This is a genomic window from Parasediminibacterium sp. HNIBRBA5674 (genome assembly GCF_056745525.1).
The window spans coordinates 49,691-66,543 of record NZ_JBQWIE010000014.1; the positions used below are offsets into that span (position 1 = coordinate 49,691).

The window sequence follows — 16,853 nt, forward strand, 5'->3', positions numbered from 1 at the left end:
TGGCTAAAGCCAAAATATACTAGTCATTTAACCCAAGGCTTAAGCCTTGGGTTAAAACAAGAATCTACAAAAGGCTTTAGCCAAAGACTAGCCTTTGCGGGTTCTGTAAAAAATAAAATCACACAATTATGATTTTACAACGTAGAAATCGCATCCTTCGTCAGTCCTCTGCTATTCGTAGCCTTGTAGCAGAAACTATTTTAACGCCAAACGACTTTATTGTGCCTTTGTTTATTGTAGAAGGTGAAAACATAACAGAAGAGATTGCTTCTATGCCAGGCTATTATCGCTACTCATTAGATAATACAGTGAAAGAAGTGAAACACTTATGGTCAATGGGTTTAAAGTGTGTATTGCTGTTTGTAAAGTGTAAAGACGAGTTAAAAAACCAATATGGTACAGAAGCTTTAAATACCAATGGATTAATGCAACGTAGCATAAAAGCTATTAAGGATGCGGTGCCAGAGATGCTTATCATGACAGATGTAGCATTAGACCCTTTTAACTCTGATGGTCATGATGGGGTGGTAAAAAATGGTGAAATTGTAAATGATGTTACAGTTGATATTTTAGCAAAAATGAGCGTAAGCCATGCACAAGCAGGTGCTGATTTTGTAGCACCAAGCGATATGATGGATGGCCGTATTGCAGCGATACGCATGGCTTTGGAAGAAAATAATTTCACCAAAACAGGCATTATGGCCTATAGTGCCAAATATGCGTCTTGCTTTTATGGGCCGTTTAGAGATGCGTTAGATTCAGCACCAGGCTTTGGTGATAAGAAGACGTACCAAATGGATTATTGCAACCGCACAGAGGCTGTAAAAGAAGCGATCATGGATGTTGAAGAAGGTGCTGATATTATTATGGTGAAGCCAGCATTAAGCTATTTAGATATTATTCGTGAAGTGAAAAATGCGGTTGACTTACCAGTAAGTGCTTACAATATAAGTGGTGAATATGCCATGATAAAAGCGGCTGCTAAAATGGGCTGGATTGATGAGAATAAAGCCATCTTAGAAACACTCACCTCTATTAAAAGGGCAGGTGCAGATATGATTGCTACTTACTTTGCTAAGGATGTGGTGAAACTGATAAGCCAGGGTTAACCACAAAGGCACAACGACACAATGAAATAATTACGTTGTGAATCGATGTGTCGAAGTGTCGTTGTGGTAAAATTTTCGCTTCGGTAAAAGCTGAATAAAGTATCTAGCCGTTGAAGTGTGCGACGCAACGAAGACCAATAGAATTACAAAAGCTGATAAACAAAATATTATGTACGCATCGAGTAAAACATTGTTTGAGAGGGCACAATTGAGTATTCCTGGTGGGGTAAACTCGCCTGTTAGGGCTTTTAAAAGTGTGGGCGGCACGCCTTTGTTTATAAAGCATGCTAAAGGTGCTTACTTGTATGATGTAGATGATAACAAATACATTGATTACATCGCCTCATGGGGGCCAATGATTTTAGGCCATGCTTACGAGCCTGTGGTAAAAGCAATACAAGAGCAAGCGGTGTATTCAACATCGTATGGGGCGCCAACTGAGTTAGAGGTAAAGATGGCTGAGTTAATAAAAAGCATGGCACCAAATGTAGACTTGATACGCATGGTGAGCAGCGGTACAGAGGCCTGTATGAGTGCATTGCGTGTGGCACGTGGCTATACGGGTAAAAACAAAGTGATCAAATTTGAAGGTTGCTATCATGGTCACGCAGATAGTTTTTTAGTAAAAGCTGGTAGTGGTTTGGCAACATTGAACATTCAAACAGTACCTGGTATTACAGCAGGTGTGGCTAACGATACATTAACGTGTGCTTATAATGATTTAGATGCCGTGAAAGCCTTGGTAGCAGCTAATGAGAATGAAGTTGCAGCCATTATTGTAGAACCTGTGGCAGGTAATATGGGTTGTATTTTGCCTGCAGAAGGCTTTTTAGAAGGGCTAAGAGCAATATGCGATGCGAACAATATTGTATTGATTTTTGATGAGGTGATGACAGGCTTTAGACTAGCGAGAGGTGGTGTGCAAGAGAAGCTGAAAGTTGATGCAGACCTGGTAACTTACGGTAAAGTGATAGGTGCAGGGTTGCCTGTTGGCGCCTTTGGCGGTAAGCGACATATTATGGAAGTAGTTGCGCCGTTGGGTGGTGTGTATCAGGCGGGTACTTTAAGTGGTAACCCAATAGCTATGATAGCTGGTTATACAATGTTAACCACTTTAAATAACCATCCTGAACTATTGGATGAGTTAGATGCGAAAACACAATACCTAAAGGAAGGCCTTGACAGCGTACTAAAAGCATCAGGAACGCCTTATGTGATTAACCATCTTGGCTCTATGATTAGTGTGCATTTTAGCGATAAACCTGTAACAGATTTTGCTAGTGCTGCTGCTGCCAATAATGAGTTGTTTAAACAACTGTTTCATGCAATGTTACGCAGAGGGGTTTATTTGCCACCTAGCGCTTTTGAGAGCTGGTTTTTAAATAACGCCCTTAGCTATGCTGACTTAGACGCAACGATTGTAGCATTTGAAGCAAGCTTGAAAGAGATTTTATAAGGTCATGTGTGGATGTATAGTTACAGTTTAGATGAAAAACTACCTCTATAAAAAAGTACGACATCGAAAAATTCAATAGTGTGGCAGCATAAATCATCTACTTTTTTTGATTGACTGTGATAAATAAACCAATTAACTTCCATCCCTTAAAATGATACAAAATATGTTGCAAAAGATTAGTTGGTTATCACTTTGCTTGTTTGCTGTAACAACTGCCAAGGCGCAATACAGACGCATAGATACTACCATGAAATACACAACAGCAGGTTATAGAGTGTATACTAATAATAAATCGGCTGATAAAAATACCATTACTATTTCGCTAGTAGGTTTTGATAGTAAAGCTCAAAGAGATGCATCTTTTGAAATTAAAGGTGTGGTAAAAGGTGCTGCTGTAGATGATTTTAACAACGATGGTTTTCCTGATTTGGTCATCTATCTTTATGCTGGTAAAGATGCTATAATGGGTAGTGTAGTAGCTATCGCATCGGAAAAAAATGAAGGTATTAGACCGATTATTTTTCCAGATATTTTAGATGATTCGAAACTACGAGTAGGGTATAAAGGGCAAGACAAATTTCAATTGATAGAAGGTACTTTGTTACGAAGCTTTCCTGTATATGATGCAACCGATACAACTAATGTCTTGAAGCCATTAAATGTTGTAAGGAATATACAATACAGAGTAATAAGCGGTGAAAATGGCGTACTTAAATTTAAGGCCGTCAGAACCTACGAAACCAAGTTGTAAAAAGCAAGTATTGAATTAGAAGTGCAATTAACTTTATACTTTAAAAAGTAAACAATGAGTGTAGTAATAGCAGATATAAGAAGAGATTATAAGTTACAATCGCTTAGTGAAGAAGATGTTGCAAGTAATCCTATCGATCAATTTACCAAATGGTGGGATGAAGCAGTTGCAAGCAATATCGACGAAGTAAATGCGATGACTTTAGCCACAGTAGATGTCAATAGTAAACCTTCAGCACGTATTGTTCTGCTAAAAGGTTATGCCGCTGATGGTTTTACATTTTTTACCAATTATAACAGTCAAAAAGGTCAAGAAATTGCAGCCAATCCATTTGTATCATTGGTGTTTTTTTGGAAAGAATTAGAAAGACAAGTGTGCATAGAAGGTACAATAGAAAAAGTGAGCGATGAAGAGAGTGATGCTTATTTCTACAGCAGACCAGTAGGTAGTAGAATTGGTGCTTGGAGCTCTCCACAAAGCAGCGTAATAAGCGATAGAAGTATTTTAGAAAATAACGCAAAACAATACGCTGTGCAGTTTGGTGAAACCGTACCAAGGCCGCCGCATTGGGGTGGATATATAGTAAAACCTATGCAAGCTGAGTTTTGGCAGGGCAGAAGCAGTAGATTACATGATAGAATTGTTTATAAAAAAGAAAAAATAACAGATAATTGGCAGATTGTTAGGCTTGCACCGTAGTTTTTACACTTTACATCATTACATTTGTTTATACACTTTATTAATTTATGCTTAAAAGAATAATAATAATAGTCGTTTTTATAAGTACACTGCAAGCTGCTACTGCCCAAATGTATGATGCATATGTGCACAAGGGTGAGTTAGGTGCGTCAATAGGTCTTGGTCATTATTTTGGTGACTTAAATACAAGTGCTGCTATTAACAAGCCCAAGTTTTCTGCTGGGGTTTATTATTTAAAACAGTTTAATGGCTATGTAGGCTTAAAAATAGATGGCTCGTACACGTTTCTTGGTTACAGCGATGCTAATAGCCCAAATGTGGTGCAAAGAACACGTAACCTAAGTTTTAATACCGATGTATATGAGCTAAGTGTAAGTGGGTATTTTAATTTCTTTAAATTTCTACCAGGTTTTCCTGAATACAGTTATACACCTTATGTAAGCCTTGGTGTTGGTGTTTTTTCTTACGATCCTTATGCTTATTTAAATGGTGAAAAATACTATTTACGCTCAATAGGTACTGAAGGTCAAGGTAGTACACAATATCCTGAACGTAAGCAATACGGTGGTACTGCTATGAGTATTCCTTTAAGTTTTGGTTTTAAATATGCTATTAATGAGCGTATCAACTGGTATGCAGAAGTCTCTTATCGCTTTACTGGTACCGATTATTTAGACGATGTAAGTGGTACTTATGCGCCTGATGCTTTCCCTGCAGATCCCAATACAGGCTTACCAACTATTGGTTATTTATTGCAAGATAGAAGTTACGAACTTACTGGTACTAATGTGGGAAATAAAGGCAGACAACGTGGTAACAGTGCACAGAAAGATGCATTTGCAACTTTTAGAGTTGGATTATCATTTAATTTACAATCTTACAGATGCCCTACAGCGAAATAAAAAAGCTCAAAAACTATTATCATTTTTAAACATGGCGCTGAAATGATTCTTACTACTGGTATAATATACAATAGATAGCTTTTGAACTACTAGTGGAATTGTGTTTTAGGTATAAGCATTACTACAACCCTACTTTGCTTAAAAAAAGCAATTACCAGCTATTTCTAAATTTAAAAAAGACTGCCCTAGAATAGAAATAATAAGGCAGTTTTCGAAAACCAAAAACAAGTATGAGAAAAAACAAACTTTATTTACAAACTACGTTTTGTGTAATAGTTAAATTATAAATGCTAGTGGTTGCATTATACGAACCTGTACAAGTAAGACCGTTTACAGTAAAATTGCCAACAATTGAAGAACTTACAGTGCCATAGCTTGAAGCGCTTCTGTAGGTTGTATAATCTACGCCATATATATAGTAATTTGCACCATCTTCTAATTGAAAAGAAGCCCTGCCATTGTAAGCATACACCCACTGACCATAATAGGTACCAGCTTTTTGGAAATATAACCACCCATTGAAGTATGATAAGGCATTTTTATTTGTGCATTTACCATAGGCTAGTAAATTTACTGTAAATATCTTAGGTAATGGCGGTCTTGTAATATTTAAAGTTATTATTCCCGATTGACTACATGGTGTAAATGCTGCAGACCTAGCTACAACTTGCCCCGTTAATCTATCTAGTATAATTACTTGAGCTGCTTGTGTACTTACAAAATTATTTAAAAAATTAAAATACGAGTTATGTCTAATGCTACTACCATAAAATCCACCAAGAAAGCCTGTTTGCCAATTATAGTTAAATGATGCATATCCACTGCTATAAAAGGGTGAGAAATTAGGTGAAGCAAGTATAATATCGTATTTGCCAGATTCGTAATTGCTTTGGTCGGTTGTTGTAACTCTTATATATACACTTCTGAAACATCTTGTAATAACTGGTCTGATAAACCAATCTATATTCCATGGCGATAGGTGTGATGCCAGAAATACAACATAAGGATTACCATTTGCATCAAGGGCTACTGTGGCTTCACTTTCGTACTTCCATTGCCCTGTTTCTTCATTCATGCTCCAAATTGGTATTTTATCACCAGATTTTACTGCAACTCCTGTTTCAGGGTTAATTAAGTTTTTGTTTATTTCTACATTTACATTAATAGGGGTGCTAAACCTTTTAACTTCTGTATTGCCAGCTTTCATATTTATTGATACAAGCCCTGCTGTTTTAAAAGAAGTGCCATCAACTATTGGTGTTCCGCCGGGGCCAATAACATCTTTTGGCTCTAACCCGCCAGGAAATGCATCTAAAGATGATGATGTATTTGGACTAAAATATACAATCTCTGATTTTAAAGTAGCAGCATTAATAGTATTTCCATTTGCATCTTGCATTACTGTACTAGCAGGTATTGTAATGGTAGCTTTTTCTGTTGCTTGACCTACTATTGGCGTACTTATGATTCGTTGTGAAGACGTGCCTCCGGATAATGAAGTAATATCTATTTTAGATGATGTACCGTTTACTGGGTTATAATAATCAACCATTTTAACAGTTTGCACAGTAGACGTGGTATCACTAATAATAATAGTTTGGCTAGTTGGCGCAAAGCTATCTATTGCCACATTTACATTAAAGGTAATAGGGCTTGTAGCAGTTGGTACTGCTGTACTTAATAAAGCTAATTGTAACATACCACCTACTACTTTAAAGTTAGTACCACCAGATTGCATCACTACTTTGGCTGCATCTTTCCCAGTAATGGTTACTGTAAAATCCCTCGGCTGTACTGGTGATGTTTCATTGGCATTTACAAAACTTATTACTGTTGGTGCTATATAAATATTTGTATTAATAACAGTGTCAATACCTTCTGTTAATTCTCTTTTGCAGCCAGCAAACAGCAAGGCTGTGAATAGTGTTAAAACGGTTAATTTATTTAATATTTTTTTCATTGTTTTATATTTTAAAATTTAAAAGTGAAGTTTAATTGCAATACTGGTAAAAAACGGTAATCTGCTGCATTCTCGGTTAGTTTAGCATCATTTGCTCCATTGTCTCTATAAGACCCTGTGCCAATAAATGAGCCTTGTGGCGCACTTAAGTAATAAGTACCTAAGTCTAGGTTTATATTAAATACTTTTTTAGGAAAACATTTAAACAAACCAATACCTACATATGGTGCTACACCTTGCCAATCTAGGTTAGTGGTTAGAGTACCAGTTTCGGCAGCAGTAAGCTCTATATTTATGTACGTAAACTTATCAGTTGGCTGCATTAAAATACTAGCTTTAGCAGTAGTAAAATACGCAGCACCGCCAACCAATCTAAAACCTTTGCCTTTAAAAGGTGCATAGTCAATAAATAAATGTGCATTTGTAAAATTTGCAGATGCGTACGTAGTAGATTTAATATCTTTTGTTACTATTAAATCTACTATATCAGGTACCGTTAGAAAACCAACACCGGCTCTAAGTGCTAATTTTGGCTTTAGTCCGTACTTTAATTCAAATACCCCACCTTGTGTGCCACCTGCAAATGCTATTGCAAAAGGGTGTTTTTTTTCTTTTGGGTTTATGGTTTGCTTTGGCTTTGCTGCCGAATCTGGAAAAAGACTCGTTTGTTTACTTGTTGTTGTACTGTCCTGCGCCTTTGCCAGCATTGTAGCACTTAGCAGCAGCAGTAGCAATTTTGTTGCTTTCATGGTTGCTTTGTTTTGTTAGTAAAAATGGTTATTTGTTTAGGAAATAGTTTGGTCAGTTTCTATTTTGCATACTTAAGTACCATAGTATTGCTTCACTTCTATTACGTACTTGCAGTTTTTTATAAATGTTGGTTGTATGTTTTTTTACTGTGTTTACACTAATGTTTGTTTGAGCACTTATTTCTTTATTTAAGCTACCTCTTGCAATAAACACAAGAATTTCTAGCTCTTTTGTTGTAAGATTTGCGGCTAACATTTATTTAGGTTTTGGTTGCTTATAGAGATTATGTAAATGTGAGATGTTTTATTGATGAAAAAAATAGCACTTTGGTAGTAGATGGCTCAATTTAATCATTTGTTAATTTTAAAAATTGGGCAGTACATATAATGTACTACCCTGTGTAAATCATACCCCTATGAAATAACAATTTTAATATTGCTGAAACTATTGAGCAAACATATAGAGGTATGAAGGAAGTTTTAACCGTATTTTCCCCATTTTTAGGTGGGAAATTTCCCGCCTAAAAATGGGGAAAATCCCATTTTTTACTCTGAAGATTTTTTGCAATATTGTGGAGTAAATAAAACCATTATAAAACAATTAAAAATTTAAAATTATGAGTGCAAAAACCTTAATTATGTCTGGTAAAGTATTAGATAGCAAGGGGGATGTAACATCTGGGTTAGTTAGTATGAACGCTAATATTGACGAAAAAAATGGGTTGCCAATTGATAGAGGCGTTTTTGAAAAAATTACTACAGAATTTGTAAAAACCCAGACCCTGCGGGCAAATGAAAAAGTTGCTTATGTTTTTACAAAACAACTATTGCATATTCTTTTATCTACTCAAAACTCTCAAGGACTGATGTTTATGAAATGCGTAAAACAAAATACCGATGGAAGTTACAGCGAGTCTCTAGCGGCCGTGCCAGTAGATGAGAATTATGTACCGTTAGGTTGGAATAAACAAATTGATGATGAGGGGGATGATTTTGTTGCAGGAGAATGGGTGCATGGTATTACAGGTGCAAAAGCAATCGAGTTAGGTATTATTAAAGAGGAAGAATTGGATTTAGATAAGCTTTTTAGTATCAGCGCATTTATTTAAATATGTTGCAGATTGAAAACAATCAAACAAATTTTTATAATTTTAAATGGAAATAAAATATCTAATTTATTATATCTTGTTGTTTCTAGCATTTTTGTTTTCATTGATGCGTACCAAACAGGATAAAAGAGTTTGGTTGTTTTCAATCATGCTTTTCTTGTCGTTATGTGAAGAGCTTTTTTTTGAATGGCTAATATTTAAAAATAAGGCTGATAAGTATTATTTTGTCTATCACGTGTTTGTGCCAATATATTATTCATTTTTTTGCGGTTATTTCTACTTGATATCGCAAAATTTACGCACAAAAAAAATAATTATTATATCTATTCCAGTTTTCTTTTTCATAAGTTTTTTAATATCTTTTTGCCAAAAAAACATTAATGCATTTCCTGGTATACAAATAAATATTGCTGGTTTTTTTTTAATTATTAATTCATTAATCGCCTTATTTCAAATGGATGCTAAAGATAAATCATCCATTTATTCTAGACCGATTTTTTGGGTTAGCGTATCTACATTGATATTTTATTCCGGCTTATTTGTTTTAAATGGTGCATATAATTACTTGTTAGAAACAAAGTCTGCTTTAGCTACTAATTTGCATGATATCATTAACCTTAACTTAAATTACCTATATTACCTTCTCATCATCATTGGTATGATATGTTCAAAACAGACAACGAAGTTTTCCTAACGGTGGTTTTAGCTGCATTACTTTTTATGCTTTTATCAATTATCATAGTTTATGCAATCATATCATTAAAACAAAGGCAACAAAAACACAATATCCAAATTGAAAGTATGCATCAAGCTTTTTCCCAACAATTACTCCAATCTCAAATAGAAATACAAGAAGAAACCATGGGCTTATTGGGTAAAGAATTGCATGATAATATAGGCCAATTGCTAAGTAGCACCAAAATGCTGATAGGTGTTACAGAACGTAGTTTAAGTAACCCACCGGATACCTTAATAATTGCAGACGATACACTAAGCAAGGCTATAAATGAGTTGCGATTACTAACAAAAAGCCTAAGTAAAGAGTGGTTGCAACAGTTTAATTTTATAGAAAATCTTTCTTCTGAAGCCACTAGAATAAATGCGTCAAAAAAAATAACTATTGCGTTTACACATCCTAATAAATTGCCCATAGAGGCAGATAAACAAATCATTTTGTTTCGTATAGTGCAAGAAGCTATTCAAAATGCAATAAAACATGCTAAAGCATATTTTATAAATATTTCTATTGAGCAAAAAACAGCTGTATTAGAACTTACAATTAATGATAATGGTCAAGGCTTTGATTTTGCTACCACTCAAAAAGGTTTGGGCATTACAAATATCCAACATCGTACCCATTTATTAGGTGGTACCGTTAAATGGGATTCTAGTTTTAATGGAACCACTATATATATTCAATTACCCATAAACCAAGAGGCATCATGCGAGTAACATTAGGTTTAGTAGATGATCATCAATTATTTTTAAAATCGTTGATATTGATGCTAGAAAGTTTTAAAAGCTATGATGTTATAGTTGAAGCTAGCAATGGTAAAGAGTTACAAGAAAAATTGCAAGATGCCAAAGTGCCACCAGATATTATGCTTATTGATGTAGCTATGCCCATAATGGATGGCATAGAAACAGCAAAATGGCTTACAGAAACTTATCCTACTGTAAAACTTGTTGCATTGTCTATGAATGATAACGATAATTCTATTATTGCTATGATAAAAGCAGGTTGCTGTGCTTATTTATTGAAGGATACACACCCAAACGAATTAGAAAAAGCATTACAGTCTATTACTACAAAAGGTTATTATAATGGTGATGTTGTAAATATCAACTACCGCCGATTGATGCAAACAGACAACCAAAATAAACAGTTTGAAATTACAGAGCGTGAACAAGAATTTTTAAAATTGGCTAGTAGTGATTTAACGTATAAACAAATAGCAGTCATAATGAAAGTAAGTGAAAGGTCTGTTGATAGCTACAGAGAAACATTGTTTCAAAAGTTACATGTACAAAGCCGTGTTGGTATGGCACTAGAAGCGATAAGGCGTAACTTAATTAGTTTATAACTTACATTGAATTTAGTAATAATCACAAATTAAATATTTAAAGGGTTAAATTTTGCGTATTTATGTCTCAGTGTTAATGCAAGTTTAAAAATCCCAGCAAACCCAACCGAATCCTTACTTTTGCCGCTAATAAAATTGCAGGTAAAGCCATGCATGTATCAGTAGATCAAATTGACAAAAACCGATTACCCTCACATATTGCTATTATAATGGATGGTAATGGCAGGTGGGCAGAAGAAAAAGGACAAGAACGCTTATACGGCCATTTTCATGGTGTAGAAAGTGTACGTAATATTGTTGAAGGCTGCGCCGAACTTGGTGTAGGCTACCTTACCTTATATGCATTTAGCACCGAAAATTGGGACAGACCGCAACAAGAAGTTGATGGCTTGATGTATTTGCTGGTAGATACCATTCGTAAAGAAGTTCCTATTCTTAACAAAAATAATATTAAGCTACATGTAATAGGCGATATAGGTATGTTGCCAGATTTTGCTAAGGCAGAACTAAACGAAGCGCTTGAAATGACAAGCCATAATACAGGCTTAAATTTAGTAATGGCACTAAGCTACAGTAGCCGTTGGGAACTTGTAAATGCCGTAAAAAATATCGGTTTAGATGTACAAGCTGGAAAGATTGATGCTAATACCATTAATCAAGATACGCTGCAACAATACCTTACCACTAGTAACTTGCCTGATCCAGAATTAATGATACGTACAAGTGGTGAATATAGAATTAGCAACTTTTTACTATACCAATTAGCTTACGCAGAACTATATTTTACCAATACGCGCTGGCCAGATTTTAGAAAAGAAAACTTGTATGAGGCCATCATTGACTTTCAAAATAGAGAGCGACGTTTTGGAAAAACTAGCAAGCAATTACAGGTAGTAGAAGCGCCACTGCTCTAAATACTTGTTATTATTGGCTTATTTAACAAAGACTTTTAAATAATCCCATTAATTTGCCAACTTTAAAACTTTAACCAACTGCTGTAAGCCTAATACGTTTCAGCTAAAACGAATCATACAAATCATCAATCGGATGCAGAAAGTGTACAAATTATTATTACTTGCTTTTGGTACGTTATTAGTCAGTTACTCGGCACAGGCGCAAGAAAAATCAGATACAAGCATTACATCGATAGATGCTGATTTGGTAAACTTATTTAACCCAAAAAATCCGGTGAAGCTTTATAAGGTTACATCTATTAAAGTAACTGGTAACCGCTTTTTTGATGAGAACTTGTTGATTTCAATTTCTACTTTAAACGTTGGTGACGAGATAAAAATTCCTGGTTCTGATAATTTCTCTAAAGCCATTAATAAACTTTGGGCGCAAAACTATTTTAGCAACGTAGAAATATATGTAACTAAGGTTACAGGTACTAATATTGATATTGAAATAGCTGTTACAGAAAGACCGCGTTTGGCAAACTTTACATTTACTGGTAGTGTTAAAAAAGGTGAAGGTGAAGATTTAACTGGTAAAATGGGCTTGGTAAAAGGTAGAGTAGTTACCGAAGCTATGAAACGCTCTGCTACAGAGGCAATTAAGAAATTCTACTTCGAGAAAGGTTTTCAGAATACTTCTGTAAAAATTGAACAACGTAAAGATGCCAACATTGAAAACTCAGTTATTTTAAATTTCAACGTTAACAAAGGCTATAAAGTACGCATTAGCAACATTAATTTTGTAGGCAATACTATTGAGGAAGGAAAGCTTAAAAAGCAACTAAAAGATACTAAGGAACAATCACGTTTTACCTTACACCCTGCCGTAGATAGTGGTGGCTATCCTAATAAAACATCTGCCTACACTTACAAGCGGTATATTAAAGAAAATGGCTACCTATTTCCTAGCAAAACCAAGCGATTGTTAGATCCTTATGTTCGTTTAAAATTCTTTACATCTGCTAAGTTTAATGCCAAAAAGTTTGAAGAAGATAAAGAGAAAGTTCTTGAGTACTATAACTCATTAGGTTATAGAGATGCTACAATTGTAGGAAGCATTGTTTATCCTAACTCTAAGAAAGATTTAAACATTGATGTTAAAGTAAATGAAGGTCGTAAATATTACTTTGGTAATATTACATGGCGCGGCAATACGAAATATCCTGATTCTGTTTTAACTGCAATTCTTGGTATTAAAAAAGGTGATATTTATAACCTTGAGAATTTAAATAAAAAATTGGGTAAAGGCGGTGGCCCAGAAGGTGGTGATATTAGTAGCATTTACCAAGATGATGGTTATTTGTTCTTCCGGACAGATCCTGTAGAAACTGCCGTTTACAACGATACTATTGATTACGAGATAAGATTAGTTGAAGGCCCACAAGCAACTATTAAAAATATTCGTATAGCTGGTAACGAAAAAACCAAAGAGTACGTTATCCGTCGTGAAATTAGAACAGTACCGGGTGAGAAATTTAGCCGTACCGATTTAGTGCGTTCACAACGTGAGATAGCGCAATTGAACTATTTTAACCAAGAAAAAATTGGTATCAACCCAATACCAAACCAAGAAGATGGTACGGTTGATATTAACTACACCGTGGAAGAAAAATCTAGCGACCAACTTGAGTTGAGTGCAGGTTTTGGTGGTAATATTGGTTTAACGGGTACATTAGGTGTAACGTTTAATAACTTTTCTATCAAAAATATTTTTACCAAAAAAGCTTGGGATCCTTTGCCAATGGGTGATGGACAAAAATTAAGTTTCCGTATTCAGAGTAATGGTAGAGCGTTTCGTTCTTATAACTTCTCGTTTACTGAACCTTGGTTGGGTGGTAAAAAACGTAACTCGCTTACTTTCTCATTGTATGATACTAAGTATGCCAATGCTTATGACTATACAACTGGTAGATATACAAGTACTGCAGCTAACAACTCTTACATTCAAACAACTGGTGTAGGTATTAGCTTAGGCAAGCAATTACAATGGCCTGATGACTATTTCTCACTATCAATGGGTATCAACTTTGCTCGTTATAAATTGAAAAACTATTACATTGACCAAATTAATTTACCTGGCTTCAATAATGGTTTTTCTCACAACTTGAGCTTTAAAATAGCATTACAACGTTCATCTGTAGATGCGCCTTTATTTCCAAGAGGTGGTTCTAGCTATTTGTTAAGTTTGGCTGTAACACCACCTTATTCATTAATCGATCCGTCTTTGATTAAAGATGCTAACCCATACAAATATGTAGAGTACCACAAATGGCGCTTTAATACAGAATGGTATGTGCCTTTAACTAAGCCTACAGGTGCTGAAAGAAACAAAATGCTAGTATTGAAAGTGGCTGCTAAATTTGGTTTCTTAGGTAAGTTCAATCCAGATTTAAACATCTCACCATTTGAGCGTTTTCAATTGGGTGATGCAGGTTTAAGTAACCAGTTTGCATTGTTAGGTTATGATATTATTGCACAACGTGGTTATCCTGTGTACGAAACATCTAATCCTAAATACAATCCTGACCAAAGTGGTGCTCGTCAATACTTTACCATGTTTAATAAATATGTGTTAGAATTGCGTTATCCATTAAGTCTTAACCCAAGCAGCACTATTTATGCTTTAGGGTTTTTTGAAGCTGCTAACGGTTATTATAGCATGAAAGAATACAACCCTTTCCGTTTGCGTCGTTCAGTTGGTGTGGGTATGCGTTTCTTCTTACCAATGTTTGGTTTGCTTGGATTTGATTATGGCATAGGTTTAGATAGAATAACTGACGGTGGTAAATTAAAAGATGCTTCTCGCTTTACATTTATGTTGGGTGTGGAACCAGAATAATTACTATTATCGTGTACTGATTAATAACAACCATTATGAAGAAATTATTATTACTTAGTTGTTTGGCAGGTTTGCTAGCATTTACAAGCCAAGCACAACGATATGCCATTATTGATACTAAGTACATTTTAAGTAAAATGCCAGATTATACATCGGCAGATAAAAAACTACAAGTAGTAAGCGAGCAATGGCAAAAAGAGATAGATGCTAAGCAAGCTGAACTTGATAAAATGTACAAGAACTACGATGCAGAACAATTTATGTTAACTGAAGAGTTGAAGAAGAAACGTGAGACTGAATTGTTTAACAAAGAGAAAGAAGTAAGGGATTTACAGAAAAAGCGTTTTGGCTACGAAGGCGATTTGTTTAAAGAACGTCAAAAAATTGTAAAACCTATACAGGACAAGGTTTACAACGCAGTACAAAAAATTGCAGTAGCTCGTGGATACGATTTTATACTTGATAAAAGTGAGGGAATTACTGTTATATTTGCCGACCCTAAATTAGATAAGAGCGATGAAGTACTTAGAGAATTAGGGATAAGATTATAAATCAAAACTAGTTTTAATCACCAACCAATTATACATTAACAACAATGACGTTTGCTGTAAATCAACCCTACTGCAAATAGCATAAGACAATTAAAAACAAAAAATACAACTGATGAAAAAAGTTTTCGTATTGTGTGTGGCTTTTGCATTAAGCCTTACGTTTATTAGCAATGCCAGCGCACAGCAAGGTAAAATAGGCATTTTCGATGAGCAAACTGTGTTGAGCCTATTTCCTGGTATTCAACAAAAATTAGACACTATAATGGGTAAGTATGTAAACGATACCCTTAAACCTGACTATGACTATACTTATTCTCAATTTTTAGTTAAGGATAGCACTTTCAAAAAAGATTCAGGAAAATTAACTCCTCAAGTGCGTAAAGTAATGTTAGATGATATTAACAATTTAAAATCTAAAATTGTTAATTGGCAGCAATACCAAAATCAAGCGATGGAGCAAAAACAACAAGAAATTTTAGCTCCTTATACTCAAAAAGTATATGATGCTTTAATCAAAATTATTCAAGAGCAGAAATACACTTATGTAATGAAATCTGATGCTTTTGTAATTCCACCGCCAATTGCTGATAACTTATCATTAAAAGTAGCAATTGCGTTGAAATTACCTTTACCAAAAGAAGCACAAGATGCATTGCGTAATGCAGGTATTTCTACTGGTTCAGATACTGCACCAGCAAAACCAGCAGTAGGTGGCGCAAAACCAGCAACACCAGCTAAAAAGAACTAAGGTATTTTCTGATACTTATAAATAACTTGAACCACTTAGCTAAGCTAGGTGGTTCTTTGTTTTTGGGTAAATGCGTAATCAATACCTAATTTTACAATATGCAACAACAAGGACCAATTGGTGTATTTGATAGCGGTTATGGTGGGCTTACTGTGCTTAAAGAAATAGTAAAAGTGCTGCCTGAATATAGCTATTTGTACCTAGGCGATAATGCAAGAGCCCCTTACGGCACCAGAAGTTTTGATACAGTATACCAATACGCGCTTGAATGTGTTAATTGGTTTTTTAAACAAGGTTGCAGTTTGGTGATATTGGCTTGTAATACGGCTTCAGCCAAGGCTTTACGTACCATACAGCAAAACGATTTGCATAACATAGACCCAACTAAACGAGTGCTAGGTGTAATACGACCAACCACAGAAGTGATAGGTAACTATACTGCTACCAAATGCATAGGTGTATTGGGTACAAATGGTACGGTACAGTCACAATCTTACCCTATAGAAATTGCTAAGTTCTATCCTGAACTACAAATATTTCAAGAGGCTTGCCCTATGTGGGTGCCTTTGGTAGAAAATAATGAGTTTGATAAACCTGGTGCAGATTATTTTATACAACAACATTTAGCGCATTTACTACAGCAAAATCAAGCTATTGATACCTTATTACTAGCTTGTACGCATTACCCTTTGTTGTTAGAAAAAATTAAAGCCTTTTTGCCCAAAGCAATAACGGTATTATCTCAAGGTGATATTGTAGCTAATAGCTTGAAGGATTATTTGCAAAGACATCAACCATTAGAAGCTCGCTGTAAAAAAGATGGAACAATTCAATTTTATACCACAGATTCGGCTGAAGATTTCGATAACAAAGCCAGCATATTTTTTGGTAAGCCAGTTCAATCTATTCATACAGATTTACACTAAACAAAAGCGCCTAT

The 16,853-nt window shown here is 35.0% G+C and carries 17 protein-coding genes; 14 read left to right on the plus strand and 3 right to left on the minus strand.

Annotated features, from left to right (window positions below):
- Window positions 1–128 precede the first annotated feature (128 nt).
- From hemB to ACT9TX_RS08865, 5 genes are all read left to right on the plus strand, one after another.
- Window positions 129–1,109 (plus strand): porphobilinogen synthase, encoded by a 981-nt coding sequence (gene hemB / locus ACT9TX_RS08845; protein WP_481337917.1) that lies wholly within the window; start codon window positions 129–131, stop codon window positions 1,107–1,109.
- A gap of 169 nt (window positions 1,110–1,278) precedes the next feature.
- Window positions 1,279–2,565: a glutamate-1-semialdehyde 2,1-aminomutase gene (gene hemL / locus ACT9TX_RS08850; RefSeq protein ID WP_481337918.1), complete on the plus strand. Its 1,287-nt coding sequence runs from the start codon at window positions 1,279–1,281 to the stop codon at window positions 2,563–2,565.
- A gap of 163 nt (window positions 2,566–2,728) precedes the next feature.
- On the plus strand, window positions 2,729–3,316 hold the full coding sequence (locus ACT9TX_RS08855; RefSeq protein WP_481337919.1) for a hypothetical protein: 588 nt from the start codon (window positions 2,729–2,731) through the stop codon (window positions 3,314–3,316).
- Between the two features lie 54 nt (window positions 3,317–3,370).
- Entirely contained in the window at window positions 3,371–4,015 is a 645-nt protein-coding gene (gene pdxH / locus ACT9TX_RS08860; protein WP_481337920.1) for a pyridoxamine 5'-phosphate oxidase, read from the plus strand.
- Window positions 4,016–4,062: 47 nt separating this feature from the next.
- Complete coding sequence (locus ACT9TX_RS08865) at window positions 4,063–4,917, plus strand: DUF6089 family protein (RefSeq protein WP_481337921.1); 855 nt, start codon at window positions 4,063–4,065, stop codon at window positions 4,915–4,917.
- Between the two features lie 247 nt (window positions 4,918–5,164).
- Here ACT9TX_RS08865 and ACT9TX_RS08870 read toward each other — a convergent pair whose 3' ends face one another.
- Genes ACT9TX_RS08870 through ACT9TX_RS08880 form a run of 3 tightly spaced genes read right to left on the minus strand, consistent with a single transcriptional unit; the run spans window position 5,165 to window position 7,882 of the window.
- Window positions 5,165–6,877 carry a hypothetical protein gene (locus ACT9TX_RS08870; protein WP_481337922.1) on the minus strand — a complete coding sequence of 571 codons (1,713 nt, stop codon included), beginning with the start codon at window positions 6,875–6,877 and terminating at the stop codon, window positions 5,165–5,167.
- Between the two features lie 11 nt (window positions 6,878–6,888).
- On the minus strand, window positions 6,889–7,626 hold the full coding sequence (locus ACT9TX_RS08875; protein WP_481337923.1) for a hypothetical protein: 738 nt from the start codon (window positions 7,624–7,626) through the stop codon (window positions 6,889–6,891).
- Window positions 7,627–7,678: 52 nt separating this feature from the next.
- The gene (locus ACT9TX_RS08880; RefSeq protein WP_481337924.1) at window positions 7,679–7,882 is read right to left on the minus strand and encodes a response regulator transcription factor; all 204 of its coding nucleotides are present in this window, start codon (window positions 7,880–7,882) and stop codon (window positions 7,679–7,681) included.
- A 361-nt stretch (window positions 7,883–8,243) separates the two neighbouring features.
- On the opposite strand from ACT9TX_RS08880, the gene ACT9TX_RS08885 reads away from it, so the two are divergent.
- From ACT9TX_RS08885 to murI, 9 genes are all read left to right on the plus strand, one after another.
- A complete protein-coding gene (locus tag ACT9TX_RS08885) occupies window positions 8,244–8,735 on the plus strand; it encodes a hypothetical protein (RefSeq protein ID WP_481337925.1) in 492 nt (163 codons plus the stop codon).
- A 46-nt stretch (window positions 8,736–8,781) separates the two neighbouring features.
- Window positions 8,782–9,429 (plus strand): hypothetical protein, encoded by a 648-nt coding sequence (locus tag ACT9TX_RS08890; protein WP_481337926.1) that lies wholly within the window; start codon window positions 8,782–8,784, stop codon window positions 9,427–9,429.
- 107 nt (window positions 9,430–9,536) lie between these two features.
- Complete coding sequence (locus ACT9TX_RS08895; protein ID WP_481337927.1) at window positions 9,537–10,187, plus strand: sensor histidine kinase; 651 nt, start codon at window positions 9,537–9,539, stop codon at window positions 10,185–10,187.
- The gene (locus tag ACT9TX_RS08900; protein ID WP_481337928.1) at window positions 10,178–10,819 is read left to right on the plus strand and encodes a response regulator transcription factor; all 642 of its coding nucleotides are present in this window, start codon (window positions 10,178–10,180) and stop codon (window positions 10,817–10,819) included. The genes ACT9TX_RS08895 and ACT9TX_RS08900 overlap by 10 nt, the downstream gene beginning before the upstream one ends.
- 149 nt (window positions 10,820–10,968) lie before the next feature.
- Entirely contained in the window at window positions 10,969–11,733 is a 765-nt protein-coding gene (locus ACT9TX_RS08905) for an isoprenyl transferase (RefSeq protein WP_481337929.1), read from the plus strand.
- A gap of 133 nt (window positions 11,734–11,866) precedes the next feature.
- On the plus strand, window positions 11,867–14,614 hold the full coding sequence (locus tag ACT9TX_RS08910; protein WP_481337930.1) for a BamA/OMP85 family outer membrane protein: 2,748 nt from the start codon (window positions 11,867–11,869) through the stop codon (window positions 14,612–14,614).
- A gap of 35 nt (window positions 14,615–14,649) precedes the next feature.
- Window positions 14,650–15,165 carry an OmpH/Skp family outer membrane protein gene (locus tag ACT9TX_RS08915; protein ID WP_481337931.1) on the plus strand — a complete coding sequence of 172 codons (516 nt, stop codon included), beginning with the start codon at window positions 14,650–14,652 and terminating at the stop codon, window positions 15,163–15,165.
- 112 nt (window positions 15,166–15,277) lie between these two features.
- Window positions 15,278–15,913 carry an OmpH/Skp family outer membrane protein gene (locus ACT9TX_RS08920; protein ID WP_481337932.1) on the plus strand — a complete coding sequence of 212 codons (636 nt, stop codon included), beginning with the start codon at window positions 15,278–15,280 and terminating at the stop codon, window positions 15,911–15,913.
- Between the two features lie 98 nt (window positions 15,914–16,011).
- Window positions 16,012–16,839: a glutamate racemase gene (gene murI / locus ACT9TX_RS08925; protein ID WP_481337933.1), complete on the plus strand. Its 828-nt coding sequence runs from the start codon at window positions 16,012–16,014 to the stop codon at window positions 16,837–16,839.
- Window positions 16,840–16,853 lie beyond the last annotated feature (14 nt).